The organism is Herbidospora daliensis (assembly GCF_001570585.1).
Taxonomy (GTDB): Bacteria; Actinomycetota; Actinomycetes; order Streptosporangiales; family Streptosporangiaceae; genus Herbidospora; species Herbidospora daliensis.
Window position 1 is genome coordinate 289,074 of sequence record NZ_BBXF01000005.1, and the last position, 25,505, is coordinate 314,578.

The 25,505-nt window shown below is 69.9% G+C and carries 26 protein-coding genes and 2 pseudogenes; 22 read left to right on the forward strand and 6 right to left on the reverse strand.

The window, feature by feature from the left end; genetic code table 11:
* Positions 1 to 56 precede the first annotated feature (56 nt).
* A complete protein-coding gene (locus AW274_RS24600) occupies positions 57 to 1,709 on the forward strand; it encodes a sensor histidine kinase (protein WP_232320341.1) in 1,653 nt (550 codons plus the stop codon).
* Between the two features lie 6 nt (positions 1,710 to 1,715).
* On the opposite strand, the gene AW274_RS24605 is transcribed toward AW274_RS24600, so the two are convergent.
* Positions 1,716 to 2,357, reverse strand: a complete 642-nt coding sequence (locus AW274_RS24605; RefSeq protein WP_062436687.1) for a response regulator transcription factor — start codon at positions 2,355 to 2,357, stop codon at positions 1,716 to 1,718.
* A 107-nt stretch (positions 2,358 to 2,464) separates the two neighbouring features.
* On the opposite strand from AW274_RS24605, the gene AW274_RS24610 reads away from it, so the two are divergent.
* The 7 genes from AW274_RS24610 (at position 2,465) to AW274_RS24640 (ending at position 12,394) form a co-directional block, all read left to right on the forward strand.
* Positions 2,465 to 3,850 (forward strand): cytochrome ubiquinol oxidase subunit I, encoded by a 1,386-nt coding sequence (locus AW274_RS24610; protein WP_062436689.1) that lies wholly within the window; start codon positions 2,465 to 2,467, stop codon positions 3,848 to 3,850.
* 9 nt (positions 3,851 to 3,859) lie between these two features.
* Positions 3,860 to 4,858: a cytochrome d ubiquinol oxidase subunit II gene (cydB, locus tag AW274_RS24615; protein ID WP_062436691.1), complete on the forward strand. Its 999-nt coding sequence runs from the start codon at positions 3,860 to 3,862 to the stop codon at positions 4,856 to 4,858.
* A 99-nt stretch (positions 4,859 to 4,957) separates the two neighbouring features.
* Entirely contained in the window at positions 4,958 to 5,515 is a 558-nt protein-coding gene (locus tag AW274_RS24620) for a DoxX family membrane protein (RefSeq protein WP_062436693.1), read from the forward strand.
* A gap of 87 nt (positions 5,516 to 5,602) precedes the next feature.
* Positions 5,603 to 7,936, forward strand: coding sequence for a phosphoketolase family protein (locus AW274_RS24625; protein ID WP_062436695.1), 2,334 nt, complete (start codon positions 5,603 to 5,605; stop codon positions 7,934 to 7,936).
* Positions 7,937 to 7,975: 39 nt separating this feature from the next.
* Positions 7,976 to 8,806 (forward strand): universal stress protein, encoded by an 831-nt coding sequence (locus AW274_RS24630; RefSeq protein ID WP_062436696.1) that lies wholly within the window; start codon positions 7,976 to 7,978, stop codon positions 8,804 to 8,806.
* 25 nt (positions 8,807 to 8,831) lie between these two features.
* Entirely contained in the window at positions 8,832 to 11,369 is a 2,538-nt protein-coding gene (locus AW274_RS24635) for a cation-translocating P-type ATPase (RefSeq protein WP_062436698.1), read from the forward strand.
* Positions 11,370 to 11,419: 50 nt separating this feature from the next.
* Positions 11,420 to 12,394 carry an Acg family FMN-binding oxidoreductase gene (locus AW274_RS24640; protein WP_062436700.1) on the forward strand — a complete coding sequence of 325 codons (975 nt, stop codon included), beginning with the start codon at positions 11,420 to 11,422 and terminating at the stop codon, positions 12,392 to 12,394.
* A 19-nt stretch (positions 12,395 to 12,413) separates the two neighbouring features.
* On the opposite strand, the gene AW274_RS40560 is transcribed toward AW274_RS24640, so the two are convergent.
* Positions 12,414 to 13,022: a hypothetical protein gene (locus AW274_RS40560; protein WP_157520701.1), complete on the reverse strand. Its 609-nt coding sequence runs from the start codon at positions 13,020 to 13,022 to the stop codon at positions 12,414 to 12,416.
* 521 nt (positions 13,023 to 13,543) lie between these two features.
* Here AW274_RS40560 and AW274_RS24650 point away from each other — a divergent pair.
* A complete protein-coding gene (locus AW274_RS24650; RefSeq protein ID WP_062436703.1) occupies positions 13,544 to 14,032 on the forward strand; it encodes a CBS domain-containing protein in 489 nt (162 codons plus the stop codon).
* 104 nt (positions 14,033 to 14,136) lie between these two features.
* On the forward strand, positions 14,137 to 14,562 hold the full coding sequence (locus AW274_RS24655) for a pyridoxamine 5'-phosphate oxidase family protein (protein ID WP_062436704.1): 426 nt from the start codon (positions 14,137 to 14,139) through the stop codon (positions 14,560 to 14,562).
* Positions 14,563 to 14,695: 133 nt separating this feature from the next.
* Here the strand turns inward: AW274_RS24655 and AW274_RS24660 are convergent, their stop codons facing one another.
* On the reverse strand, positions 14,696 to 15,259 hold the full coding sequence (locus AW274_RS24660; protein ID WP_232320343.1) for a TetR/AcrR family transcriptional regulator: 564 nt from the start codon (positions 15,257 to 15,259) through the stop codon (positions 14,696 to 14,698).
* A gap of 92 nt (positions 15,260 to 15,351) precedes the next feature.
* Between AW274_RS24660 and AW274_RS24665 the strand changes: the two genes are divergently transcribed.
* The 3 genes from AW274_RS24665 to AW274_RS24675 all read left to right on the forward strand — a co-directional run bounded on the left by AW274_RS24665 (position 15,352) and on the right by AW274_RS24675 (position 17,606).
* The gene (locus AW274_RS24665; RefSeq protein ID WP_232320345.1) at positions 15,352 to 16,707 is read left to right on the forward strand and encodes an MFS transporter; all 1,356 of its coding nucleotides are present in this window, start codon (positions 15,352 to 15,354) and stop codon (positions 16,705 to 16,707) included.
* A gap of 177 nt (positions 16,708 to 16,884) precedes the next feature.
* Positions 16,885 to 17,154, forward strand: a complete 270-nt coding sequence (locus AW274_RS24670) for a hypothetical protein (RefSeq protein WP_062436710.1) — start codon at positions 16,885 to 16,887, stop codon at positions 17,152 to 17,154.
* A complete protein-coding gene (locus AW274_RS24675; protein ID WP_062436712.1) occupies positions 17,154 to 17,606 on the forward strand; it encodes a GNAT family N-acetyltransferase in 453 nt (150 codons plus the stop codon). The genes AW274_RS24670 and AW274_RS24675 overlap by 1 nt, the downstream gene beginning before the upstream one ends.
* Before the next feature lie 189 nt (positions 17,607 to 17,795).
* Here the strand turns inward: AW274_RS24675 and AW274_RS24680 are convergent, their stop codons facing one another.
* Positions 17,796 to 18,389: a TetR/AcrR family transcriptional regulator gene (locus tag AW274_RS24680; RefSeq protein WP_062436713.1), complete on the reverse strand. Its 594-nt coding sequence runs from the start codon at positions 18,387 to 18,389 to the stop codon at positions 17,796 to 17,798.
* A gap of 92 nt (positions 18,390 to 18,481) precedes the next feature.
* On the opposite strand from AW274_RS24680, the gene AW274_RS24685 reads away from it, so the two are divergent.
* A complete protein-coding gene (locus tag AW274_RS24685; protein WP_062436715.1) occupies positions 18,482 to 19,657 on the forward strand; it encodes a cytochrome P450 in 1,176 nt (391 codons plus the stop codon).
* Here AW274_RS24685 and AW274_RS24690 read toward each other — a convergent pair.
* Positions 19,647 to 20,121, reverse strand: a pseudogene (locus AW274_RS24690) (ArsI/CadI family heavy metal resistance metalloenzyme). The gene AW274_RS24685 and the pseudogene AW274_RS24690 overlap by 11 nt on opposite strands.
* A 25-nt stretch (positions 20,122 to 20,146) precedes the next feature.
* On the opposite strand from AW274_RS24690, the gene AW274_RS24695 reads away from it, so the two are divergent.
* From AW274_RS24695 to AW274_RS24725, 8 genes and pseudogenes are all read left to right on the forward strand, one after another.
* Entirely contained in the window at positions 20,147 to 20,752 is a 606-nt protein-coding gene (locus tag AW274_RS24695; protein WP_232320347.1) for an aquaporin, read from the forward strand.
* Positions 20,749 to 21,150: pseudogene (locus AW274_RS41470) on the forward strand (arsenate reductase ArsC); the annotation flags it as partial. The gene AW274_RS24695 and the pseudogene AW274_RS41470, both read left to right, overlap by 4 nt.
* Positions 21,151 to 21,171: 21 nt before the next feature.
* Complete coding sequence (locus AW274_RS41475) at positions 21,172 to 21,645, forward strand: GNAT family N-acetyltransferase (protein ID WP_062437930.1); 474 nt, start codon at positions 21,172 to 21,174, stop codon at positions 21,643 to 21,645.
* A 508-nt stretch (positions 21,646 to 22,153) separates the two neighbouring features.
* A complete protein-coding gene (locus tag AW274_RS24705; protein WP_063813587.1) occupies positions 22,154 to 22,507 on the forward strand; it encodes a hypothetical protein in 354 nt (117 codons plus the stop codon).
* Complete coding sequence (locus tag AW274_RS24710) at positions 22,497 to 23,078, forward strand: carboxymuconolactone decarboxylase family protein (protein WP_062436718.1); 582 nt, start codon at positions 22,497 to 22,499, stop codon at positions 23,076 to 23,078. The genes AW274_RS24705 and AW274_RS24710 overlap by 11 nt, the downstream gene beginning before the upstream one ends.
* Positions 23,079 to 23,184: 106 nt before the next feature.
* Positions 23,185 to 23,571: a VOC family protein gene (locus AW274_RS24715; RefSeq protein WP_232320349.1), complete on the forward strand. Its 387-nt coding sequence runs from the start codon at positions 23,185 to 23,187 to the stop codon at positions 23,569 to 23,571.
* Positions 23,572 to 23,602: 31 nt separating this feature from the next.
* Entirely contained in the window at positions 23,603 to 23,944 is a 342-nt protein-coding gene (locus AW274_RS24720) for a YciI family protein (protein WP_062436720.1), read from the forward strand.
* On the forward strand, positions 23,941 to 25,137 hold the full coding sequence (locus tag AW274_RS24725) for an RNA polymerase sigma factor (RefSeq protein ID WP_062436721.1): 1,197 nt from the start codon (positions 23,941 to 23,943) through the stop codon (positions 25,135 to 25,137). The genes AW274_RS24720 and AW274_RS24725 overlap by 4 nt, the downstream gene beginning before the upstream one ends.
* Before the next feature lie 5 nt (positions 25,138 to 25,142).
* Here AW274_RS24725 and AW274_RS24730 read toward each other — a convergent pair whose 3' ends face one another.
* A complete protein-coding gene (locus AW274_RS24730; protein WP_062436722.1) occupies positions 25,143 to 25,469 on the reverse strand; it encodes a YciI family protein in 327 nt (108 codons plus the stop codon).
* Positions 25,470 to 25,505: the final 36 nt, after the last annotated feature.

Below are 25,505 nucleotides of genomic sequence, written 5' to 3' on the forward strand. Positions count from 1 at the left end.
TTGGTGGTTCAATTCAGGACATGACGGCGGACGGGACGCCCCCTCTGATTCCGAGCATGCGCCTGGATGAGCTGCTCTCCGAGCTGCAATCACGCCTGGAAGCGGTGCTCGCCACCCGCGACAGGGTCCACACGCTCCTGGAAGCGGTGGTCCTGGTCGGCAGCGACCTCCAGCTCGAGACGGTGCTGCGGCGCATCGTGGAGACCGCCACCCGGCTGGTCGACGCGAGCTATGGCGCCCTCGGTGTGATCGGCGAGGAGAACACCCTCCTGGAGTTCATCCCCGTCGGGCTCAGCGAGGAGGAGATCGCCCGCATCGAGCACTGGCCTCATGGTCTCGGCCTGCTCGGGCTGCTCATCAAGGAACCTCGCCCGCTTCGGATGTCCCGGATCTCCGACCATCCCGAGTCGTACGGCTTTCCCCCCGGTCACCCGCCGATGGGCTCCTTCCTCGGTGTCCCCCTGCGGCTCCGGGAGGAGGTCTTCGGCAACCTCTATCTCACGGAGAAACGCGGCGGCGCCGAATTCGACGAGGAGGACGAGGCGGTCGTCATCGCGCTGGCCACCGCCGCCGGCGTGGCCATCGAGAACGCCCGCCTGTACGGCGAGACCCACCGCCGCGAGATCTGGTTGCAGGCCAGCTCCGAGGTGACCACGAGCCTGCTGTCCGGCGCGGACGTGGGCGATGTCCTCAGCCAGGTGGCCCGGAACGTCCGGGACATGGCGGACGCCGACGTCGCCTCGATCCTCTTCCCCGTCGACGACGGCCGGGCGCTCCGCGTGTTGATCTCCGAAGGCGCCGAAAGCCTGCTCGGCACCGAGATCGGCGTCGACGGGTCCCTGTCCGGCCAGGCCTACCTGACCGGCGAGCCGGTCACGGTCCGCGACCTAACCGCGACAGACTACGAGACCATCGACAGCCTGCCGATCGGTCCCGCCACCGCCGTCCCGCTGGGCGCGGCCGGATCGATCAGGGGCGTGCTGACGTTCGGAAAGCGACCGGGCCGCGTCCCGTTCGCCCCCTCGACCGTGCGCATGCTGCACTCCTTCGCCGGCCAGGCCGCCATCGCGCTGGAGCTGGCCGAGGCGAGAAGGGACGCCGAGCGTCTGGGACTGCTGGAGGACCGCGACCGCATCGCCAAGGATCTGCACGACGTGGTGATCCAGCGGCTGTTCGCGGTGGCGATGACCCTGATGAGCACGGTCCGGCTGGTCGACCGGCCCGAAGGCGCCTCCCGCGTCCAGCACGCCATCGACGAACTCGACGCGACGATCCGCCAGATCAGGGCCACGATCTTCGCGCTCCAGGGTCCGCTCGGGCCCGGCGGATCGGGCCTGCGGGCCCAGATCGTGGAGCTCGTCGAGGGGGCCCGCGGGCATCTGGGGTTCATCCCGGCGCTGCGGCTCGAAGGACCGCTCGACAACGCCGTGCCCGAACCCGTGGCCGAGCAGCTGCTCGCCGTGCTCAGGGAGGCGTTGTCGAACCTCGTGCGACATGCCAAGGCGACCCGGGCCGAGGTCACGGCGGAGGTCGGCGGAGGGAACGTCACGCTGACGGTGGAGGACAACGGCGTCGGCCTGTCTCCGGACGGCCGCCGGAGCGGGCTGCGCAACCTGGACGACCGCGCCGGCCAGCTGGGCGGCACCTTCGAGGCGGGTTCGGGCGCACTCGGAGGCACCCTGCTGCGCTGGAGCGTCCCAACCGGCTGACGGCCGTCAACCGTGCCGGTCGGCCTGAAGGCGCGCCGCGAGGGCCGCCACCTGGGTGCGGCGCTGCATGCTGAGCTTGGTGAGCAGTACGGACACGTAGTTCTTCACCGTCTTCTCGGCCAGGAACATGCGCTCGCCGATCTGGCGGTTGGTCAGCCCGTCGCCGATGTACTCCAGGATGCGGCGCTCCTGGTCGGTCAGCGCGGCCAGGGGATCCTTGCGCGCCGCGTCGTCACGCAGGCGGTGCAGCATCGCCGCGGTGGTCTGTGGATCCATCAGTGACTGGCCGCCCGCCACCGTGCGCACGGCGCCCACCAGGTCGGAGCCGTGGATCTGCTTGAGGACATAACCGGCCGCGCCCGCCATGACCGCTTGGAACAGCGCCTCGTCGTCGGCGTAGGAGGTCAGCATGAGACAGGCCAGACCGGGCACCCGGTTGCGCACCTCCCGGCAGACCTCCACGCCGGAGCCGTCGGGCAACCGCACGTCGAGCACCGCGACGTCGGGGCGCAGCGCGGGGATGCGCGCGATCGCCGACTCCGCGGTGCCGGCCTCGCCGATCACCTCGATGTCGTCCTCGCTGCCCAGGAGCGCGGCGACACCACGCCGGACAACCTCGTGATCGTCGACAAGAAACACCCGAATCATGCCGTCAATTTACGTTTGCCGGACATAACGCGACAGGGACCAAGGTCCCGTCGTGCGGTGACCGAGTGCCCTGGGGGCGGTCATGCCGGGCCCTCCACGCTCCCACCATGGACGTCCTCGACCTCTCCCGATGGCAGTTCGGCATCACGACCGTCTACCACTTCCTCTTCGTCCCGCTCACGATCGGCCTGTCGGTGCTGGTCGCGAGTCTGCAGACCGCCTGGCACCGAACCGGGAAAACGCAATACCTGCGCCTGACCCACTTCTGGGGGAAGCTCTTTCTGATCAACTTCGCGATGGGCGTGGTGACCGGCATCGTGCAGGAGTTCCAGTTCGGCATGAACTGGAGCGCCTACTCACGGTTCGTCGGTGACGTGTTCGGCGCGCCGCTGGCCATGGAGGGGCTGATCGCCTTCTTCATGGAGTCCACCTTCCTCGGCCTGTGGATCTTCGGCTGGGACCGGTTGCCGCGCCGGGCTCATCTGGCCGCGATCTGGCTCGCCTCGATCGGCACGGTGATCTCGGCCTACTTCATCCTCGCCGCCAACTCCTGGATGCAGCACCCCGTGGGATACCGGCTCAATCCCGTCAGCGGCCGGGCCGAACTCACCGACATCGTGGCGGTGCTCACCAACTCCACGACCCTGGTCACCTTCCCGCATGTGATTTTCGGAGCGTTCGCCACGGCAGGGGCGTTCATGGCCGGGATCAGCGTCTGGCAGATCGCCCGTGACCGGGACGCGGCGATCTTCCGCACCTCCGCCAGGCTGGCCATGTCGGTGAGCCTGGTCGCCGCGCTCGGGGTGGCCGTGTCGGGCCACGTCCAGGCTCAGATCATGACCGAGCAGCAGCCGATGAAGATGGCCGCCGCCGAAGCTCTGTGGGAGGACGAGACCTCGGCCGGTTTCTCCCTGTTCGCGATCGGCGACGTCGAGAACGGCCGCAACTCCGTCAACGTCCAGGTCCCCAACGGGCTCAGCCTGCTGGCCACCAACAGCCTCGACGGCGCGGTCGAAGGCATCAACGACGTGCAGAAACGCTACGAGGCCGCCTACGGCCCGGGCGACTACAAGCCGGTCGTCGGCATCGCCTACTGGTCGTTCCGACTGATGATCGGCTTCGGCGCGCTGGCCGCGCTGCTGGCCCTGGCCGGACTCTGGCTGACACGCCGTGGCCGTTTCCCCGGCGGTCCCTGGTTCACCCGGATCGCCCTGCTCGGCATCGGGCTGCCGTTCCTGGCCAACTCCCTCGGCTGGATCTTCACCGAGATGGGCCGCCAGCCGTGGACCGTCTTCGGCGTGATGCGCACCGCCGCCGCGGTCTCCCCGGGCGCCGACGTGCCGTCGGTCGCCCTCACGCTCGTGGGATTCACTCTCGTGTACGCCGTCCTCGCGGCCGTCGAGATACGGCTGCTGGCCAAGTTCGTCCGGCTCGGTCCCGACCACGAATCCGGCCCGGAACCCGCCCCGGCCGCCGCCGCCCTGTCCTACTAGAAGGCCGCCATGGAACTCACCACCATCTGGTTCATCCTGATCGCGGTCCTGTGGACCGGCTACTTCGTGCTGGAGGGCTTCGACTTCGGGGTCGGCGTGCTGCTGCCGTACGTGTCCCGGGACGAGGCCGACCGCAAACTGGTCGTCGCCTCCATCGGCCCCGTCTGGGACGGCAACGAGGTGTGGCTGCTGGTCGCGGGAGGCGCGACCTTCGCGGCCTTCCCCGAGTGGTACGCCACCCTCTTCAGCGGTTTCTACCTGCCGCTGTTCCTCATCCTGCTGGCGCTGATCGCGCGCGGTATCGCCCTGGAGTACCGCAACAAGAGCGACTCCACACAGGGCTGGGACCGCACGTTCTTCTGGGGCTCCCTCGCGCCCGCGTTCCTCTGGGGTGTCGCGTTCGCCAACATCGTGCGCGGGGTCCCGCTCGACGCCGACCACGAATTCACCGGGAACCTGCTCACCCTCCTGAACCCGTACGCCCTGCTCGGCGGCCTCACCACACTGGCGCTGTTCACCTTCCACGGCGCCCTGTTCCTCGCCCTGCGCACCGACGGGGAACTGCGCCAGACCTCCGCCCGCATCGGACGGCAGGCCGGATTGGCCGCCTTCCTGGCCGGAGGTCTGTTCCTGCTGCTCACCCAGCTGCACGACCCGAAGCCGGCCACCTGGGCCACCGCCCTCGTTGCCGCAGCCGGCATCGCCGCCGCGCTGGCCCTCATCGGGCGGCGTGACGGCTGGGCGTTCACCGCGAACACCGTCGCCGTCATCGCGATCACCGCCACCTTGTTCGGCGGGCTGTGGCCCGACGTCATGCCCGCGCTCGACCCGGCCAACAGCCTGACCGTGGCGAACGCGAGCTCCACCCCGTACACCCTGGGCGTGATGACCTGGGTGGCGGCGATCTTCACCCCTGTCGTGCTGGCCTACCAGGCGTGGACCTACTGGGTCTTCCGTCGGAGGCTGACCGCCCCGCAGGACCAAAGTCCCGTCCGCGAAGGGTCTTGAGGACCACGGCCGAGTGCCTTCCAGCACTGAGCGCGGTCCCCCGAAAACGGTGTCATTGAAGTGCGACAAACGAGAGAAATCCTCTGAAAGGGGCTCACGATGGCCACCACGCACGGACGCCGCATCTTCAACACGACCCCCCTCGTCACCCCCGAGGCGGCCACCCCTGCCACGCGCCTCGTGGACCAGGTCTGGGCCGTCGCCCGCATCGCCCTCGGCTGGATCTTCCTCTGGGCCTTCGCCGACAAGCTCTTCGGCTTCGGCTTCGCCACCCCCGCCGCCAAGGCGTGGGTCAACGGAGGCACCCCGACCACCGGCTTCCTGAAGGGCGCCGCAGAAGGCCCTCTCGGCGGGTTCTACAACGCGCTGGCCGGCCACACCCTGGTCGACTGGCTGTTCATGCTCGGCCTCCTCGGCATCGGCGCCGCCCTGATCGCCGGCATCGGCCTGCGGGTCGCCGCCGGGGCGGGCACCCTGATGATGGTCTTGATGTGGGGCGCGGAACTGCCGCTCACCACCAACCCCTTCATGGACGACCACATCGTCTACGCCATCGTCCTCATCGGCCTGGCCGCGGCCGCAGCCGGCAACACGTGGGGCCTGGGCCGCTGGTGGGCCCGCCTCCCCATCGTCCAGAAGTACCCGATCCTCAAGTAGCAGCACACTCATCGCGACGACGCCCCCCGGTTCTCCGGAGGGGCGTCGTCGCGTTTCCAACGGCCCTTCCGCTCGGGACCTAGGTCCCTGGGACGGTCCCGGCGTGCAGACGACGATCGGAGTATGGACATGCTGGAGAAAGTCGACGCCTACTGGCGGGCCGCCAACTACCTCTCGGTCGGCCAGATCTACCTGCTGGACAATCCCCTGCTGACCGAGCCCCTCGCGGCCGGGCACATCAAGCCGCGCCTGCTCGGGCACTGGGGCACCACTCCGGGCCTCAACTTCGTCTTCGCCCACCTGAACCGCGTCATCACCGAACGCGGCCAGGACCTGATCTACATCGCCGGACCGGGTCACGGCGGGCCCGCCGCCGTCGCGCACGCCTGGCTCGAGGGCTCCTACAGCGAGACCTACCCGGACGTCTCCCAGGACGCCGCCGGGATGCGCCGCCTGTTCCGCCAGTTCTCCTTCCCCGGCGGCATCCCCAGCCACGTGGCACCCGAGACCCCCGGCTCCATCCACGAGGGCGGCGAACTCGGCTACTCGCTCGCCCACGCCTACGGCGCCGCCTTCGACAACCCCGGTCTCGTGGTCGCCTGCGTGATCGGCGACGGCGAGGCGGAGACCGGGCCGCTGGCGGCGAGCTGGCACTCGAACAAGTTCACCGACCCCGAGCGCGACGGCTCCGTCCTGCCGATCCTGCACCTGAACGGCTACAAGATCGCCAACCCGACCGTGTTGTCCCGGATCCCCGCCGAAGAGCTGACCAAGCTCATGGAGGGCTACGGCTACCGCCCGTACACCGTCGAGGGCGAGGACCCGGCGGCCATGCACAAGCTGATGGCCGACACCCTGGACGCCGTCTTCGACGACATCGCGGCCGGCCTCCAGCCGATGATCATCCTGCGCACCCCCAAGGGCTGGACCGGCCCCAAGGAAGTCGACGGCCTCCCCGTCGAAGGGACCTGGCGCTCCCATCAGGTGCCGCTGGCCTCCGTCCGGGAGAACCCCGTCCACCTGGCGATGCTGGAGGAGTGGATGCGCTCCTACCGCCCCGAGGAGCTGTTCGGCGCCGACGGCCGCCCGGTCGCGGACATCCTCGCCACCGTGCCCGCCGGCGACCGGCGCATGAGCGCCAGCCCGCACGCCAACGGCGGGAAGCTGCTCCGCCCGCTCGTCCTGCCCGACTTCCGCGACTACACGGTGGACGTGCCCGCCCCCGGAACGGCGACCACCGAACCGACCCGCGTCCTGGGCCGTTTCCTCCGTGACGTGATGGCCGCCAACGAGGCCAACTTCCGGATCATGGGACCCGACGAGACCGACTCCAACCGGCTGTCGGCCGTATTCGACGTCACCGACCGGGCGTGGAACGCGCAGATCCTTCCCACCGACCAGCACCTGGCGCACGGCGGCCGGGTCATGGAGGTGCTGTCGGAGCACCTGTGCCAGGGCTGGCTGGAGGGTTACCTCCTCACCGGCCGGCACGGCCTCTTCAACTGCTACGAGGCGTTCATCCACATCATCGACGCCATGTTCAACCAGCACGCCAAGTGGCTGTCGACCACCCGGAAGATCCCCTGGCGCCGCCCCGTCGCCTCGCTCAACTACCTGCTGTCCTCCCACGTCTGGCGGCAGGACCACAACGGCTTCAGCCACCAGGACCCCGGATTCCTCGACGTCGTCGTCAACAAGAAAGCCGAAGTCGTACGCGTGTACCTGCCCCCGGACGCCAACACCCTGCTGTCGGTCGCCGACCACTGCCTCCGCTCCCGCGACTACGTCAACGTGATCGTGGCCGGCAAGCAGCCCGTCCTCGACCTGTTCGGGTCCGACGAGGCGATCACCCACAGCACCCGGGGCCTCGGCATCATCGACTGGGCCTCCACCGACGCCGGCGAGGAACCCGACGTGGTGCTGGCCTGCGCGGGTGACGTCCCGACGCTGGAGACCCTCGCCGCCGCCGCGCTGCTGCGCGAACACCTGCCGAGCCTGCGGGTCCGCGTCGTCAACGTGGTCGACCTGATGCGACTCCAGCCGACGACCGAACACCCCCACGGCCTGCCCGACGCGGAGTTCGACGCCCTGTTCACCACCGACAGGCCGGTCATCTTCAACTTCCACGGCTACCCGTGGCTGATCCACCGCCTCACCTACCGCCGGGCCGGGCACCCCAACATCCACGTGCGCGGCTACAAGGAGGAGGGGACCACGACCACCCCCTTCGACATGGCCATGCTCAACGACATCGACCGCTACCACCTGGTCATGGACGTCATCGACCGCGTCCCCGGCCTGGGCACCACGGCCGCCCACCTGCGCCAGCGCATGAGCGACGCCCGGCTGCGCGCCCGCGCGTACACCCGCGAACACGGCGAGGACCTCCCCGAGATCCAGACCTGGACCTGGCCGCGCTGACGTGAGCAGAAGCCGCGACAACGGTGGAAGGAGAACATCATGATCGTCGTTGGAGTCGACGGACTGCGCCCCGGTGTGCTGGCGGTGGAGTGGGCGGCTGAGGAGGCCGTCATCCGCGGGATCCCGCTCCAGATCGTGAGCGTGGTCCCCGCGTGGTGCCTGCGGAGCGACCTGACCGGCGCGATCGCCCAGGTGGGCGCATGGATGAGTATGGGCGGGGAGGCCGCCCTGACCGAGGCGGCGACCGCCGCCCGTCGCGTGGCGGAGAAGGTCACCGTCGAGACCTCACTGCTGGGCGGCGATCCCCGGCAGAAGCTCATCGAGATCTCGGGCGAGGCCGACCTCCTCGTCGTCGGCGACTCCGGCATGGGCGCCCTTCGGGGCATCCTGATCGGCTCCGTCGCCTTGGGCGTGGCCGGTCACGCCGGCTGTGACGTGGTCGTGGTCCGCGCCTCGGCGACCACACCGCTGCCTGAGATGGTCGTGGGCGTCGACGGATCGGCGGCCCAGAGCGCAGTGCTCGACTTCGCCTTCCGGGAGGCGGCTGCGCGAAACGCCGGCCTGCGCGCCGTCCTCGCCTGGAACTGGCGCGACGTCGTCGGCACCGGCGAACCGGAGGAGGACGGCAGGCGAGCCCTGGCGGAGGCCCTGGCCGGTCGGCGGGAGCTCTTCCCGGACGTCCAGGTGTCGACGGAGGTCGTGGAGGGGCATCCCGTCGACGTCCTTCGCCACGCCGCCGACCGGGCCGGACTCCTGGTGGTCGGATCACGCGGACACGGCGCCCTGGCCGGAATGGTCCTGGGGTCGGTCAGCCAGGCCCTGCTGCACGTCGCCCCCTGCCCCGTCGCCGTCGTACGCACGGGACGCTGAAGCCTTCGAATTCTGGAGCCCGAGGATGACTACGCGAAGTTCCGAACGCCAAGGGCTCTCCACCGCTGGGGCGGCGGCCCTGCTGGAACGGGACGGTCCCAATCTGCCGCCGCAACGGCCTCCGACGCCGTTGTGGCGACGGATCGCGGGACAGGTGAAGGATCCGCTGATCGTCGTCCTGCTGGTGGCCGCCACCCTGACCGCTGTCACCGGCGACTGGGCCGATATGGCGGTGATCCTGCTGGTGGTCTTGGTCAACACCGCAGTCGGGGTCGTACAGGAGGTACGCGCCGACCATGCCATCACCGCCCTCTCACGCCTCACCGCCCCGTCCGCCCGGGTGATCAGGGACGGCGCCCAGACCCCGGTTCCGGCGGCCGAGGTGGTACGGGGGGACCTGCTGGTGCTGGGCGAGGGGGACGTGATCCCCGCCGACGCCGTGGTGGTGGAGTCGGCCGGGCTGCTGGTGGACGAGTCGGCGCTGACCGGGGAGTCCGTGTCGATCGACAAGGGCGACGGCGATCGCCTGTCCGCCGGGACCATGGTGGTGCGGGGGCGGGGCCAGGCCGAGGTGACAGCGGTCGGGGCTGCGAGCGCCGTCGGCCGCATCGCCTCGATGATGGGCGAGAAGGCGGCGCTGACACCGCTCCAACGTCGGCTGGCAGGGGTCGGACGTGTACTCGCCGCGGTCGCGGTGGCGCTGTGCGCTCTCGTGCTGGCGCTGGGCCTGCTCCGGGGGCAACCTGTGGAGCTGATGGTGGTGACCGCGATCAGCCTCGTCGTCGCCGCCGTACCCGAATCCCTGCCGGCCGTGGTGACACTGAGCCTCGCGCTGGGCGCCCGGCGAATGACCGCCCGGTCAGCCCTGGTGCGCCGCCTGCACGCGGTGGAGACCCTCGGCTCGGTGACCATGCTGGCCACGGACAAGACCGGCACCCTCACCGAAGGCCGGATGGTCGTCCGCGAGATGTGGATCCCCACCGGACGGGCACTGCTCACCGGCTCCGGCTACGCGCCCGAAGGCGAAATCCGCTTCTCCCCCGGCACGACCGCCGGCGACTTCGCCGGCCTGGCGACCGCGGCGGCCCTGTGCAACGACGCCACGCTCGTCCGCGACGCCGAGGGTAGGTGGGAGGCGCTGGGCGACCCGACCGAGGCCGCCCTGCTGGCCGCCGCCGCCAAGCTGAGCCTCGACCACGCCGAACTCCGGCACCGGTTCCCGAGGATCGGCGAACTCCCCTTCGACAGCGACCGCAAGCGCATGACCACCGCCCACCTGCTGCCAGCCGGGCGGACCCGGGTGATCTGCAAGGGCGCCCCCGAGGCTCTGCTCCATGCCCCGCTGCTCGGCGACGCGCCGGAGTTGCTCGAACGCGCGACCGCGGAGGCCGACCGGCTCGCCCGCGCGGGCTACCGGGTGCTGGCGGTCGCGCGAGCCGACCTCGAAGGAACACCTGAGGACGTCCAAGAGCACGGGCTGCGTCTGATCGGCCTGGTCGCGATGCTCGACCCGCCGAGACAGGAGGCCGCCGCCGCCGTGGCCGCCTGCCGCAGGGCCGGGATCCGGCCCCTGCTGATCACCGGCGACCATCCGGGAACCGCCCGCGCCGTCGCCGTGGAGCTGGGCATCGTCGAACACGACGGCCTGGTCGCCGACTGCCGCGAGAAGGACGCCCACCGGCAGGACGCCACCGTCTACGCCCGCGCCACCCCCGCCCAGAAGCTCGACATCATCCGGCGCCTGCGCGACCACGGCGAAGTGCTGGCCATGACCGGCGACGGGGTCAACGACGGCCCCGCCCTGAAACACGCCGACATCGGGGTGGCCATGGGCCGCCGGGGCACGGAGGTCGCCCGGCAGGCCGCCGATCTGGTACTCGCCGACGACAACCTGACCACCGTGGTCGCCGCCGTCCAGGAGGGCAGGCGCGTCTACGCCAACATCTGCCGCTTTCTCGTGTACGGCCTGTCCGGCGGGGCCGCGGAGATCGCCGTGATGCTGCTGGGCCCCTTCCTCGGCCTGCCGCTGCCGCTGCTGCCGGCCCAGATCCTGTGGATCAACCTGATCACCCACGGCCTGCCCGGCGTCGCCCTGGGCGGCGAGCCCGCCACGCCCGGATCCATGGACGTACCGCCGCGTCCTCCGCAGGAGAGCATCCTCGGGGCGGGTCTGTGGCAGCGTGTGGTCCGCATCGCCGCAGTGCTCACGATCGTGACACTCGGCGTCGCGGTCTGGGCCGCTCACACCGGCCGCCCCTGGCAGAGCATGGCCTTCCTCGCCCTGGGCACGGCACAACTCGGCGTCGCCCTCGGCTCACGCACCCGGCCCGGTACCCGCGCCAATCCACTGTTGCCGGTCGCCGTCGCGGGCGCGTTCGCGCTCCAGCTCGCCGGGCTGTACCTCCCGCCCCTGCGTGACCTTCTGGGCACCCAGCCACTGACCGCCGGTGATCTGATGATCGTGCTGGGGGTATCGATGCTGGGTTACGCAGCCGTACGAATCGACCGGGTCGTCCATCCCGGGCACCAACCGAAGCCGCATCTCCCCTCGGCGGGCGCTTAAGAGGTCTTTCGCCCCTGACCCAGCCAGGACACGAGTGGTGGACTGGGGACATGACGAGCCAAACGATCCCGCTGCGCGCCGTGGTCCAAGAGGCCGTCTGGGCGCCGTCGGTCCACAACACCCAGCCGTGGTCCTTCGTGATCGAAGGGGAGGAGATCCGGCTCCGTGCCGACACCGACCGCCGGTTGGGCGTCTCCGACCCCGACGGCCGCGAGATGTTCATCAGCTGCGGTGCCGCCGTGTTCACCCTGCGGACCGCGCTGCGCGCCCTGGGCCGGGAGGCGATCGTCCACGTCCTGCCCGACCCCGACCGGCCCGTCCTCGTCGCCATCGTGAAAGCCGGCGACCCCATAGAGCCCGACGAGCACACGCTGCTGCTGCACGCCGAGATCACCCGCCGGCGCACTCACCGGGCCGGCTTCTCCGGGCTACCGGTCGCCGGGCCGCTCTTGGACGCGCTGGTCCGTCACGCGGGAGAGGAGGGCGCCCGGCTGGCCCTCGTCGACGGGTCGGCCGAACGGGTGCTCGCGGCGCTCACCACCGCCGCGCAGCTGGTGGCGGGGCAGGACCGTACCCATAACCTCGAACTCAAACGCTGGGGACGCCCACCCGGCAGCGGCTACCGGGACGGTGTGCCCGCTGACGCCTACCCGAACGCCCCACGCCGCACCCACCCTCACTTCGAACAGCGCGACTACTCCGCCGGCAACTCCTGGGGCAACGCCGACGAACAGCCCTCGGCCGCCACGACCGGCCAGGTCGCCGTGATCACCACCCCGAACGACACGGCCGCCGACTGGATCACCGCCGGTCAGGCCCTCCAGCACGTGCTCCTCCACGCCTCGGCGTACGGGGTGGGTGCGGCTTTCCACACGCAGGCGCTGGAGTTCGCGCCGCTGCGATCGTTCATCGCCGAGCACCTGTGCGCGGGCCAGCGGCCCCAGTTGATGATTCGTCTGGGATACCCGCTGACCGAGACCGCCGGTGTCCGCCGCCGGATCGAGGACGTCCTCGACGAAGATTGATCGCATCGGCGTGGCCGGTTCATCCCTTGACGACCAGGGTCCGGGCACCGGAGGGGTCTTGGATCAGCGCGGCGACCTTCTCGTAATGGGTGACGGCGTCGCGCCGTGCGTGCGCGGCCGGGGAGTTCCCCAGCGCCAGGTCCGACGCGTTCGCGCCGATCGCGGTGGCGTCGGTGGCGAGCAGCCCCCAGCTCATCAGCTGTGCGCTGGCGATGCCCTCGGCGGGCACCGCACGCACGAAGCCGATCCGGCCCTGGGTCAGGGTGCCGGTCTTGTCGGTGAACAGCGTGTCGATGTCACCGAGGTCCTCGATGCAGACGAGCCGTTTGACCAGGACCTTGCGGGCGGCCATCCGCCGTGACCCGGTGGCGAGGCTGGCCGCGATCGCCAGGGAGAACAGCAGGCGTCCAGGATGGACCGGTTCACCTCGACCCGCACGGGCCGACCGTCGTGTAACACCAGCGACTGAGGACGGATCTGCGAATGGAGCGCCTCGGCGGACTTCTCGGCCCGGTACTCGTCGAAGAACCCCCAGCCCGGCCGACGCCGCCACGATGGTGCTGATGATCACCGCGCCGGACCGCTCTCCGACGAAGTACGACACCGCGGCGGCGATCAACAGCAGCACGGAGTGGTGATCGGATCTGGTGCCACAGCACCGGCAGCAGCCGGGCCAGGTGCGAGGTGACGGTGGTGGGCCCGTATCGGGCCAGGCGGACCTCGCTCTGCGTCTGGGAGGCCGCCTTCGCCGGCGTCCAACCGCCGCAGCACGTCTGTCCCGGAGAGCGAGGCGACCTCGTCCACAGTGACAGGTTTGTTCGCGGTGAGGTTCAACGTGATCATCTTCCGTGGCCGACCGCCAGAGGCGTGACAAACAAGCTGGGCACCTCCACTCTCGCCTGGCCGAGGTGATCGATAAGGAAGCGGAAGTCATCCCAGGCCAGGACCAAGGTCACCCCGATCCGCTCGCAGCGGGTGGCTTGATGATCGGTGGTGTCCATCCCGAGCGCTGACCGAAGTCCGGCGCTTTCGGGACTTTCGGCCCAGGTGCCGCTCCCCCACCGCGCAGTGAAATGGAGACGGATCAGAGCCCGTGCCCGCCGTGCCTCTCACGGAGAAGCAGCAGTCCGGGTCGAAGAGGAGGAAGCCATGGACAGCCTCGGCACTCTCACCGCGAGGGATGTCATGACCCGGGTCGTCGTCACGGTCGCCCCGGACGAGTCACCGCTCATGGCCTGGGAGCTGATGCGTCGGACCGGCGTCCACCACATCCCGGTCATCAGCGAGGGTCAGCACCTGCACGGCCTGCTGTCGACACAGAACCTCGCCGACAACTGCACGGGCACCCTGGCCGACCTGTCTCGTCGCCAGGTGGGCGATCTCGTGAAAAGGGAGCGCACACCACGGGTCGGGCTTAACCGACCGCTCGGTGCCGTGGCGGAGACGATGCTCGACTCCGCCCGCGACGCCGTTCCCGTGGTGGACGAGCACGGCCGAGTGGTCGGCGTCATCACGGCGGTCGACGTGCTGCGCGCGGTCGCCGGGCGGATCAGCCCTGAGGCGCAGCACGAGCCCGGAGAGGTGCATCCGGCGCTGTTTCGACTGCAGCCCGTGCTCTCCCCGGCTCCCCGTCATTGACGCCGAGGAAAGCAGAAGTCCGCCCTCGACGCACCGCCGTCACCCCTGACCAAAGGGACCGCCACAGGCTGCACGCCTTTCTGGCCGCAGAGAAGGAGTAAACGATGAACGGCAAGCAGAGTCTGGACGCCGACGCGCTGGAAGTGTTGAGCGAAAAGGAGTGCCTGCGGCTGATCGGCACTGACGGCATCGGCCGAGTGGCCTTCGGCGGCGCGCCGGGCCCCACCGTTTTCCCGGTGAATTACCGTTTGCTGAGCGGTGAAATCGTCTTCCGCGTTCGTCAGGGCGGAACCATGGACGAGAGCCTGCGGTCCGGCATCGATGGTGTGGACATCAAAATCGCCTTCCAGGTCGACCACATCGACGAGATCAACCACGAGGGCTGGAGCGTTCTGATCCAGGGCCCTGCCCACCACGTGCCGGAACGCGACATCGAGGCGAATGTGGATTCCTGGGCGGGAGATGACCGCGACCACTTCATCCGCATCGCCCCGCAACGTGTCACCGGCCGGCGGATCAGCCGGCTCTGATCATGATTCGGCGGGGCCGGTTGCTGTCGCCGGCCCCGCCGACGTGCTCACGGGCCCGGCTCTTCGGCGAGGATCTCTTGACCGCTTCCGCTGATATTGCAAGCCACCTCATCGGCCATGTGGCTGGTGGAAGTCAGCCGGAGATCGGGCTGAATGCTGCCAGCACGGTGACGGCGATATAGCCCGCCGCCTGGCCCGACTCCAGCCGTCCGGCGTTGAGTTCGTCGGCGGCGTGGTGCATGACGCTGTGCAGGACGCCGACCAGCCACTCGGTCGGCAGGTCGGTCCGGAAGGCGCCCTCGTCGCGGCCTCGTTCGACGAGCTTCCTCACCCGCTCAGCCGGTGCCGCGTGGAGGTCGAGGATTCGGCTCGGCGGCAGGACGTTCTGGGCCGCGATCAGCAGCGACCTCGACCGGTCGACCAGTTGCCAGCTCGACTCGATCAGCCGGGTGAGGGCGGCGCCGGGGTCGCCGGTGAGGTCGACGTCGTCGAGGCCGGGATGGGCTTGTTCGATGGCGTGGGCGAGGGCGGCGTCGACCAGGTCGGCCCGGTTCGGGAAGTGACCGTAGACGGTGACCCGGCCGACCCCCGCGACCTTCGCGATCTCGCTGACGCTGGCGTCGGGATCACGGCTCAGCGCGTCGACCGCCGCCTGGAGGATCGCGGCGATGCTGCGCTGGGCGTCCGCTCGCTTCACGGCCACATCCACTCCTTGTCGTACACCACTGTACGAGTTAGCCTACCGGGCAGCAACTCAAACACTGGTGTTCAATTTACGGGGGTACCGCCGTGTCCGAAGGACGATGGCGCCTGCTGGCCCTGCTGGGCGTCGCGCAGTTCATGCTCATCCTCGACGTCACCGTGGTGGCGATCGCGCTGCCGCACATCGGCGACGACCTCGGGCTGGCGCGCGACGCGCTGACGTGGGTGGTGAGCGCGTACACGCTGATGTTCGGCGGGTTCATGCTGCTGGGAGGCAGGCTGGCCGACCTCGTCGGCGCCCGGCGGGTGGTGCTCGCCGGGCTGTTACTGTTCACGATCGCCTCGCTGGTCACCGGCCTGGCGCAGAACGCGCCGATGCTCATCGGCGGCCGGATCGCCCAAGGGCTCGGCGCGGCCCTGCTGTCCCCAGCCGCGCTGTCGGTGGTGACGCGGACGTTTCACGGTGAGGACCTGAACAAGGCGCTGGGCATCTGGTCGGCCCTCGGCGGCGCCGGTTCGGCGATCGGCGTCCTGCTCGGAGGCGTGCTGACCGGCGGGCCGGGATGGCAGTGGGTCTTCTACGTCAACGTGCCGATCGGAGCTGTCGTACTGGTCGCGCTCGCCCGGAGTCTGCCGGCCGGACTGGGGGCCGGTCAGGGGGTGCGCCTGGACGTACCGGGAGCACTGCTGGTCACCGCCGGCACGGGCATCGCGATCTATGCGCTGATCAGCGCCGGTGACCGTGGCTGGATGTCGGCGGGGACGCTCGGCCTGCTGGCCGGGGCGGTCATCCTGTACGCGGTGTTCGTCGCCGTCCAGCGCACCAGCCGGTCACCTCTGATGGATCTGAGCATCCTCACCCGGCGGCCGGTCGTCTCCGGCGTCTTCCTCATCATGGTCGCCACCGCGTTGATGATCTCGGTGTTCTTCCTCGGCTCGTTCTACCTGCAGCACCACGAAGGGTACGGCGCCCTGCAGACCGGCCTGCTGTTCCTGCCGGTCGCCGTGGCCACGATCATCGGCGCCCAGGCCGCCGGACGGCTCATCGGCAGCGTCGGCGCCCGGCCGATCGCCGTGGCGAGCATGCTGGTCGCCGCGGCCGGAATCGCAGTTCCGGCGTTCCTCCCGGGGCCGGCACCGGTGGTCCTGGGAGTCAGCGCCGGCGCGGCGGGCATCGGCGCCGCATTCGTCGCGTCATCGACGACCGCGCTTTCGCACGTGGCCCACCACGAGGCGGGGCTGGCCTCCGGGCTGCTGAGCACCTTCCACGAGTTCGGCGCCTCGCTCGGCGTCGCGGTGGTCTCCAGCATCGCCGCCGTGAGCCTCGCCGGAGGCACCGACGTGGGTTTCACCCAGGCGTTCACGTTCGCCGCGGTCGCCGGCGCCGTGTCGGCGGTGCTCGCCCTCCTCATCGTTCCGTCAAGGCGATCGGTGGCCGCCTGAGCCCGCAGCCGGTTGCTCCATGCAACTAAGCGTGTACGTCGAACCATGTCTGATGATCGTGACCTTCCCTGGCCTTCACCAGTTTGGAGGGCTGGGCCCGGCGAAGCCCGGCACCAGACGACGGACGAGATGTCACGGAGGCCATCGATGAGACGTAGGCGCCTTCTCCTCTCGGGGGTGGTGGCCGCCGTCACGACCACCGCGACCGACCGGCAGGTGATGCCATTCGACCTGGAAAGCACCACACCGGTTCACCAAGTCGCCGTCCGGCGGATTGCAGACCGTCGTCTCATCCGCAGCCACCTGGCCGAGGGGACGGTGCGTTTCGGCGGTGGCGACTACGGCGATCCCGCGTCCATCCACGGTGGCGAGATGCCCGGCTTGCGCGAACTCGAGCGAGGCTACGAGCACATCGGCACATCCAACAGAAAGGACACTCTCTCGTGATGAGAGCAGACATCACCGCTGTCACGATTCGCCGTGCGGGGGTCGATGACGCCGGCATCGTGCGCGGGCTGATCGTGGCTCTGGCCGTACACCAGAACCAAGGCGAAGCCGTCACCGTCAGCGTCACCGACCTTGAGCGGATGCTCGCCCGACCGGAGATCGCATACCTGATCGCCGAACATCGGGGCCAGGCCATCGGCTATGTCTCGTGGCTGGAGCGCACGAGTTTCTGGTCCGGTGAGGAGTATTTCGCGCTGGACGACCTGTTCGTCGCCGACGCGGAACGCGGTCATGGCATCGGAGAACGCCTGATGCACGCCGTGGCCGACGTGGCGAAGGGCAAGGTCATCCGGTGGGAAGTGGCCGAGGCCAACGTGGCGGCGCAACGGTTCTACGAACGCATAGGCGCACGACTCGTCGCCAAGCAGATCTGCCGCTGGCAGCCGCGCTGATCCAGCGATGTCGCCTCGCCTCGGCGAGTTCTCCCCGCGGCGGTGGGGTTGATTCAGGTGGCCTGGGTCTGCGAGGGCTGGCCGGTCGGCCTCCGTTCCTCGCGGTTGGTGTCTCCTTGGCGATCATCGGATGTGCCGGCACATGGATCGCCCAGGTGACCATGGGCAGTTCGTGGAGGGTGGGCCGGATCAGGGCGCGGTCGGTTGCGAGGGTGCCCCCGCCGCGGCGATGACGCCGTGCACCACCGTGGCGATGCGGTCGGCCGCCTGGTCGGGGTCGGGCTGCCCGGCGTCGAGCCAGGCGATGACCGCCTCGACGGTGAGTGACGGAATCAGGTCGGCGGCCCACTCCAGCCACGGGCCCGGCGGAATGACCCGGGCAAGGTTGCGATGCGCGACTTCTCGGGAGGCGACGGCCATGAAGTCCATGAGCTCGCGGAACTCGCGCTCGCGGGCGGCATGGCGGAACAACAGCCGGAACCCGTCCGGGTCGGCGCTCGCGGCCTCGACCAGGGCGGGGATCGCGCGGTCGTCGTAGTTGCCGAGGCCGGTGGCCTCGATCAGGCGGGCGCAGGACCGGTCGAGCACGGCCCGGTAGAGGTCGGCCTTGGACTCGAAGTGCCGGTAGAGCATGGCCCGCGTCAGTTCCGCCTCGGCGGCGACGTCGTCCAGGCCGGTGTCGGCGAACCCCGTGCGGGCGAATGCGCGCGTGGCCGCGTCGAGGATCTGCTCGCGCCGCTCCGCGCGCCGCAACCGCCGGATCGGGGGCGCTTGGTCGACCATTCGGACACTCCTCTTGTATCCCCCAAAGTATACAAGTTAGATTATTAGACGCTGGAGTATACAAATCATCGTCTACTTATCAGGGGGCCCACATGTCCACGCTGCCGTTCGAAAAATCGGCGGGCCCACTCCGCCGCCCGCCTGAGCTGGGCGAACTCCAGGAACAGGGCCCGGTCCACCCGGTGACCACGGCCGTGGGCGACCCGGCCTGGCTCGTCACCGGTTATGAGGAGGTACGCCGCCTGCTCGCCGACGACCGCCTCGGCCGCGCCCATCCGCAGCCCGAACACGCCTCCCGCAGCGGGGAATCGGCGCTGTTCGGCGGCCCGTTCGGGAACTTCGACACCGAGCAGGCCGACCACCGCCGCATGCGCGCCCTCCTGCAGCTGCACTTCTCCCCCAAGCGCATGCGCGCCCTGCGTCCCCGCATCGAGGAACTCACCACGGCGCTGCTCGACGAGATGGAGGCGGCCGGCTCCCCCGCCGACCTGCACACCGCGCTGGCCCTGCCGCTGCCGATCGCCGTCATCTGCGAACTCCTCGGCGTGCCCTACGGCGACCGTGACCGGTTCCGCGCCTGGAGCCAGGCCGCCGCCGACGTCACCGACCGCGCCCGCTCGGAGCGGGGTCTGTCCGATCTGTTCCGGTACGGCCGGGACCTGGTCGCCCGCAAACGCGCCGAAGGCGACCCGGACGCCGACGTGATCTCCCGCCTGGCCGCCGCTGACGGGGGCGACGACGACGAGGCCGCCATGCTGGGCATGTCCCTGCTGTTCGCGGGTCACGAGACCACGGTCACCGCGATCGGCATGGGCACTCTGTGGCTGATGTCCACCCCCGGCCAATGGGAGGCGCTGGCCGCCGACCCCGCCCGCATCGACGCCACCGTGGAGGAGATCCTGCGCGGCTTCGGCCTGGGCGGCGGCGGCCTGGTGCGCTACGCCCGCACCGACCTCGACGTGGAAGGCGTGCGCGTACGGACCGGTGACCTCGTCCTGCTGGACACGGGCGCGGCCAACCACGACCCCGCCGCGTACACCGAACCCGAACGTTTCGACCCCGACGGCTCAGTCGCGCCGCACCTCAGCTTCGGCCACGGCGCGCGCTACTGCATCGGCGCGCCCCTGGCCCGCATCGAGCTGAGCGTGGTCTTCGGCCAGCTCGTCAAGCGGTTCCCTGCAATGCGGCTCGGCCGCCCCTTGGAGGAGATGACCTTCGACCCGAAGACCCTCACCGGCGGACTGACCTCGCTGCCCGTCAACTGGTGACTTCGCGTTCCGCGCAGCACGGCGCGTTCTGTTCGGGGGCAGGCCCGCAGACGCATGCCGCACCGTCCGAGGACGCGGTGGACTTGTCGAGGGTGTCGGCGTCGGCCTTGACCACGTACACCTCCCAAGGCTCGGCGCCGGGGCCGCGGACCCACACCTTGTCCTGTACGGCGTAGCAGCAGGAGGTGTCGTTCTCGGGGAAGGTGGCCAGTCCGGCCGTCGCCAGCCGCTCGGTGGCGGCCGTGACCTCCTCTCCCGTCTCGACCTCGACCCCGAGGTGGTCCATGACGGTCTCGCGGCCGGGTTCCCCCTTCGAGCAGGACCAGCTTGAGCGGGGGTTCGGTCACGGCGAAGTTGGCGTAGCCGGGACGGCGCTTGGCCGGTTCGACGCCGAACAGCCGGGTGTAGAAGGCGACCGAGCCCTCGAGGTCGGCGACGCGGCGGCGTCTGGCCGCCGAGGCCATCGGCACGGCGGTCCTGGTCGCCGTCGTGGTGGGTTCGGGCATCCAGGCCGACCGGCTCAGCGCGGATGGCGGTGTGGCACTGCCAGCCAACTCCCTGGCTACCGACTTCGGACTGGGTGTACTGATCGTCCTGCTCGGGCCGGTCTCGGGCGCCTTCAACCCGGTGGTCACCCGGTGGCATGACCGCCGGTCCCCGGCGGAGACGGCCGGCTATATGGGCGGCCAGATCACCGGTGCGATCGCTGGCGCGATGCTGGCCAACACGACGTTCGGGCTGCCGCCCGTGGAGTGGTCATCACAAGAGCGGTCAGGCGTCCATCTGTGGCTGGCCGAGACGGTCGCCACCGCCGGCCTGCTTCTGCTCATCACCGGTCTGGCCCGAACCGGCCGGAGCGGACTGGCCGCACCGGCGGTGGCCTCCTACATAGGCGCCGCGTACTGGTTCACCTCCTCCACCAGCTACGCCAACCCGGCCGTCATCATCGGCCGGACATTCACCGACACCTACGCGGGAATCGCGCCCAGCTGGGTGGCACCGTTCATCGCCGCCCAGGTCATGGGCTTGGCCGCGCTCCTGTTCCCCCAGGCCGCCGTCACCGCATCCGCACTCGTCAATCAAGGAAGCCCGTGAACACTGCTGTTCCGTCGGTGTTGTTCGTCTGCGTGCACAACGCGGGCCGCTCCCAGATGGCCGCCGCCTTCCTCGCGCACCTTTCCGGTGGCCGGATCGAGGTCCGCTCTGCCGGATCCGCCCCCGCCGACCAGGTGAACCCCGCCGTCGTCGAGGCGATGAGGGAAGCGGGCGTCGACATCTCCGCCGAGATCCCCAAGCTCCTCACGGCCGACGCCGTCCGGGCCGGCGACGTGGTCGTCACCATGGGCTGCGGGGACGCCTGCCCGGTCTTCCCGGGCAAGCGCTACGAGGACTGGCGGCTGGCCGACCCCGCCGGGCAGGGCGTGGCTGCTGTGCGGCCCATCCGCGACGAGATCGAGGCCCGCGTCCGCGTGCTGATCGGCGAGCTCCTCCCGCAGCGCGTGACGATCACCGCCATGACCGCCGAGCACGCCGGACAGGCGCTGGAGATCTACCGGCTCGGTATCGACGAGGGTCAGGCCACCTTCGAGACGCTCGCTCCCACCTGGACGGACTTCGACGCGGGCAAGCTGCCCGGCCATCGCCACGTCGCCCTCGACGCGACCGGCCAGGTTCTGGGCTGGGTGGCGGCAAGCGGGATATCCGACCGGTGCGCCTACGCCGGGGTCGTCGAACATTCGGTGTACGTGCACCCGCGGGCCCGAGGCCGCGGCGTCGGTACCGCCCTGCTGTCCGCGCTCGTCTCCTCCACGGAGGCGGCGGGCATCTGGACGATTCAATCCGGCATCTTCCCGGAGAACATCGCCAGCCTGACACTGCACGAACGCGCGGGATTCCGCGTGATCGGCCGCCGTGAGCGCATCGGCCGCCACCACGGCGTCTGGCGCGACGTCGTGCTGGTCGAGCGCCGCAGCCCGGTCATCACCTGAATGGGCATGACGACGTCGAGAAGCTCCTCCGCGTCAACCGACCGAGGTCGAAGAGCGCCCCGGTTCGATCCTCGTCTTCAACGCCGTCTCCACCCCGCTGGCCCTCCGGAGATCCGTCGCAGCCCGGGACCGTGGATCCAGCGCGATGTCCACCGACCTGCTCGTCGTCATCGCCGCCTGCGTGCCGGCTGCGGCGCTGGGTGCCTTCACGGGGGTCACCCTGTTCGGCGTTACTCGGGACGGCCCTGGCACACCGGGCGGGCGAACGCGCGCTGACCTTCCTGCTGGGGCTCGCGCTGACTTATGCGCTTCTGATCTCCCGCTGACCTCGACGCGCCGAGCTGGTGAAAGTGCGAGAATCCGCAGGTCAAGCCCTAGACGATTGCCGGTCCGGCCGCTGCCTCCTCACGACGGAACACAGGCCGCCCGATTTATAGCGGATGCTCCAAAAGTGTCGTGTTCGGGGGTGCGCCAATCGTCCTATATCTGAGGGCAGATTCCTGCCGTCATGAACAAGGAGACGACCGTGCCGGTTGAGGACAGCAAGCACGCAGCGCATCGAGCGCTGGTGGACGGCGTACTGAACGGGCCGGGTGAGGCCTCCGCGCAGCAGCGGGCACAGGCTTTCCGCGATGACGGCCTCCCGCCGCCGCTGAACGCGCTGATCAGCAAGGTCGTCGACCGGCCGGCGGAGGTGACCGATGGGGACCTGGCCGTCGCCAAGGCCTCGGGATGCACCGAGGACCAGCTCTTCGAGCTGGTGATCTGCGCCGCTGTCGGTCGGTCGGCCCGGTTGTATGAGGCCGGGCTGACCGCCCTGACCGAGGCGATCGCCGGAGGGAGGCCGGACCATGAGGCTTGATGTGCTCAACCACGGATACCGTCCCGGCACGAAGCTGCTCTTCGCGCTCATCCGGCTGCTGACCGGCCGGCCGCTGCCCGACGCCGCCAAGGTGACCTTCTACCGGCCCGACTTCTACGGCGCCCGCGCCAAGGAGTTCACCCACCAGGCGATGCGCGGACCTTCCGCGTGGTCAGTGGCCGACCGGGAGCTGATGGCCGCCTATGTGTCGAAAGTCAACGAGTCGGCGTTCTGCGTCGCGGCGCACTCGGCGACCGCCCGGCGGGCATCGCAGGACGCACCCCGGGTCGCGGCGGCATTGGCCGACGTGGACTCGGCCCCGATCGAGGAGCCGTTGCGGGCGACGCTGCGCATGCTCGGCACGTTGACCCGTGAGGGCACGGTCAGCTCCGCGGACATGCGGGCCGTCTTGGCCGCCGGCGCCACACCCGACCAGGTCAGGGATGCTCTGGCGGTCTGCGCCGCCTTCACCGTCACCAACCGGCTCGCCGACGCCTTCGGCTTCGAGATGCTCACACCGGAGGGCTTCGACGCCGGAGCCGGATACCTCCTCAAACGGGGCTACCGATAAAACAGTCGGCGCAAGTGTCGTGGTGAGACGGTGCCCGATCGTCTCTCAGGTGAGGCTTACCCGAAGGGACCCACTCAGTGGAGGAAGAGGGCACATCATGAAACCGATGTTGAACACGATCGACATCGTGGTCTCCGACATGGAGGCGTCCGTCGCGTTCTACGCGCGGCTCGGGCTCGACTTCAAGCTCGACCCCGGCTCCCCCGAGCACGCCGGCTGCGACCTGCCCAACGGGATGCACCTCATGCTCGACACCGAGGCGTTCCGCACCCCGTTCCTGCCCGGCTGGAAAGCGCCGGAAGGCGGCCCGCGCACCCTGCTGTGCTTCCAGTTCGACACTCCGGCCGAGGTCGACGCCGCCTACGCGGAGCTGACCGCAGCCGGATACAAGGGACTGGCCGAGCCGTTCGACGCCTTCTGGGGTCATCGATACGCCACCATCGCCGACCCCGACGGCAACGGCGTCGATCTCTACGCGACGCTGCCGGCCTGACCAGGCGACCAAGGTAAGGGGGGAACCGAAGGTGAAGTACGTCCTGATGTTCGTGGAGACCGAAGAGTTCGCCAAGGAACTGGAGGCGATGGGCGACCTGGACCGCGAGAACGCCTACGCGGCGGTCGGCCGCTGGTTCGCCGAAAACGGGAGCAAGATCACTCACCACACCCATCTGGCGCCGGTGCACACCGCGACCACCATGCGGCTGCGGCGCGGCGAGGAGCCGATGGTGACCGACGGGCCGTTCGTGGAGGGAAAAGAGGTCGTCACCGGGTTCGTCGAGGTCGAGGTGGCCGACCTCGACGAGGCGCTCAAGATGGCCAGGTCGTGGCCGGCCTGCCCGATCGTGGAGATCCGTCCCGTCTCGTGACAGAACCAGATTCGGAGCAGGCGCTGGCCCGTGTGGTGCGTGACCACGCGGGCCGGCTGGCCGCGTCCCTGGTCTCGCTGCTCGGCGACTTCTCGGCCGCCGAGGACCTCGTCCAGGACGCGGTCGAGACCGCACTGCGGCGCTGGCCGGTCGAAGGGGTGCCCGACCGGCCCGACGCGTGGTTGTTCACCGTCGCCCGCAGGCGCGGGCTCGACGTCATGCGGCGGGAGACCAACTACCGCGCCAAGCTGGCCCAGCTCACCTGGGTCGAGCCGGCCAGGAAAGACGACCGGCTGCGGCTGATCTTCACCTGCTGCCACCCTGCGCTGTCGCGTGAAGCCCGGGTCGCGCTGACGCTGCGGGTGGTCTGCGGGCTGAGCACCGCCCAGATCGCCGCGGCGTTCCTGCTGCCGGAGACGACGGTCGCCCAGCGGCTGACCCGGGCCAAGCGGAAGATCACGGAAGCGGGCATTCCCTACCGCGTCCCCGATGCCGACGACCTGCCCGAGCGGCTCGACGGCGCCCTCGCGGTCATCTACCTGCTGTTCAACGAGGGCTACCTGTCCAGCGGCGGGGCCCGCGCGCACGCCCGCGATCTCGTCGACGACGCCGAGTGGCTGGCCAGCCTGCTGGCCGGGCTCATGCCCGACGAGCCCGAGGTGGCGGGATTGCTGGCGCTCATCCGGCTGCACCGGGCGCGTGGCGCCGCCCGGTTCGACGACCGGGAGCAGCTCGTGCTGCTGGCCGACCAGGATCGTGGCCTGTGGGACCACGAGGCGATCGGCGCGGCCACCACCCTGCTGGTGCGCGCCGCCCGCGCGCACCGGCGACCTGGCCCTTACCAACTCCAGGCGGCGATCGCGGCCTGCCATGCCGAGGCCGCGAGCTTCGAGAGCACCGACTGGGTGCAGATCGTGGTCCTGTACGACATGCTGCTGCACCTGGCGCCCTCGCCGATCACCCGCCTCCATCGGGCCATCGCCGTGCGATATGCCGTGAGCCCCGAGGCCGCACTGGACGAGCTCAAGGGGCTCGACCTGGAGAACCACGCGCTCCTGCACGCCACCCGCGCCGACCTGCTGCGGGCGCTGGGCCGCGACGCGGAAGCCAGGGAGTGCGACGAGCGGGCGCTGGCGCTGACCGCCAACCCCGCCCAGCAGGCGCTTCTGGAAGAGCGGTTGAGCTGGAACTGACGGGCTCACGCGGCCGGACGGATCTCCACGATCGGGCAGGCAGGCCAGGATCTGGCCAGCCGCAGGGCCTCGTCGAGGTCGGCGACCTCCACCTCGATGTAGCCGCTGAACGTCTCTGGGCCGTCGCCGACCGCGCCGTCGACGATCGCGTCGAGCCGGATGGTGGTGGCGGTGTCGGGGTGCTTCAGATGGGTCTGATGGGTGACCTTTTCGGCGTGCTCGGCTAACCAGCGTCCGACCGCCTCGTAGGCCACATCCTGCTCCGTGGCGCCCTTCTCCCGCATCTCTCTGACGTAGGACTCGGTTTCGAAGAACATCAGGACGTACTTCATGACATGTCCTCCTCTGTCGGCCTTCATGGGGAAGAC

Coding starts and splice junctions, on each gene's coding strand:
- AW274_RS24600 (WP_232320341.1), top strand. CDS start 57: ATGCGCCTGGATGAGCTGCTCTCCGAGCTGCAATCACGCCTGGAAGCG.
- AW274_RS24605 (WP_062436687.1), bottom strand. CDS start 2,357: ATGATTCGGGTGTTTCTTGTCGACGATCACGAGGTTGTCCGGCGTGGT.
- AW274_RS24610 (WP_062436689.1), top strand. CDS start 2,465: ATGGACGTCCTCGACCTCTCCCGATGGCAGTTCGGCATCACGACCGTC.
- cydB (WP_062436691.1), top strand. CDS start 3,860: ATGGAACTCACCACCATCTGGTTCATCCTGATCGCGGTCCTGTGGACC.
- AW274_RS24620 (WP_062436693.1), top strand. CDS start 4,958: ATGGCCACCACGCACGGACGCCGCATCTTCAACACGACCCCCCTCGTC.
- AW274_RS24630 (WP_062436696.1), top strand. CDS start 7,976: ATGATCGTCGTTGGAGTCGACGGACTGCGCCCCGGTGTGCTGGCGGTG.
- AW274_RS24635 (WP_062436698.1), top strand. CDS start 8,832: ATGACTACGCGAAGTTCCGAACGCCAAGGGCTCTCCACCGCTGGGGCG.
- AW274_RS24640 (WP_062436700.1), top strand. CDS start 11,420: ATGACGAGCCAAACGATCCCGCTGCGCGCCGTGGTCCAAGAGGCCGTC.
- AW274_RS24650 (WP_062436703.1), top strand. CDS start 13,544: ATGGACAGCCTCGGCACTCTCACCGCGAGGGATGTCATGACCCGGGTC.
- AW274_RS24655 (WP_062436704.1), top strand. CDS start 14,137: ATGAACGGCAAGCAGAGTCTGGACGCCGACGCGCTGGAAGTGTTGAGC.
- AW274_RS24675 (WP_062436712.1), top strand. CDS start 17,154: ATGAGAGCAGACATCACCGCTGTCACGATTCGCCGTGCGGGGGTCGAT.
- AW274_RS24680 (WP_062436713.1), bottom strand. CDS start 18,389: ATGGTCGACCAAGCGCCCCCGATCCGGCGGTTGCGGCGCGCGGAGCGG.
- AW274_RS24685 (WP_062436715.1), top strand. CDS start 18,482: ATGTCCACGCTGCCGTTCGAAAAATCGGCGGGCCCACTCCGCCGCCCG.
- AW274_RS41475 (WP_062437930.1), top strand. CDS start 21,172: ATGACCGCCGAGCACGCCGGACAGGCGCTGGAGATCTACCGGCTCGGT.
- AW274_RS24705 (WP_063813587.1), top strand. CDS start 22,154: ATGAACAAGGAGACGACCGTGCCGGTTGAGGACAGCAAGCACGCAGCG.
- AW274_RS24710 (WP_062436718.1), top strand. CDS start 22,497: ATGAGGCTTGATGTGCTCAACCACGGATACCGTCCCGGCACGAAGCTG.
- AW274_RS24715 (WP_232320349.1), top strand. CDS start 23,185: ATGTTGAACACGATCGACATCGTGGTCTCCGACATGGAGGCGTCCGTC.
- AW274_RS24730 (WP_062436722.1), bottom strand. CDS start 25,469: ATGAAGTACGTCCTGATGTTCTTCGAAACCGAGTCCTACGTCAGAGAG.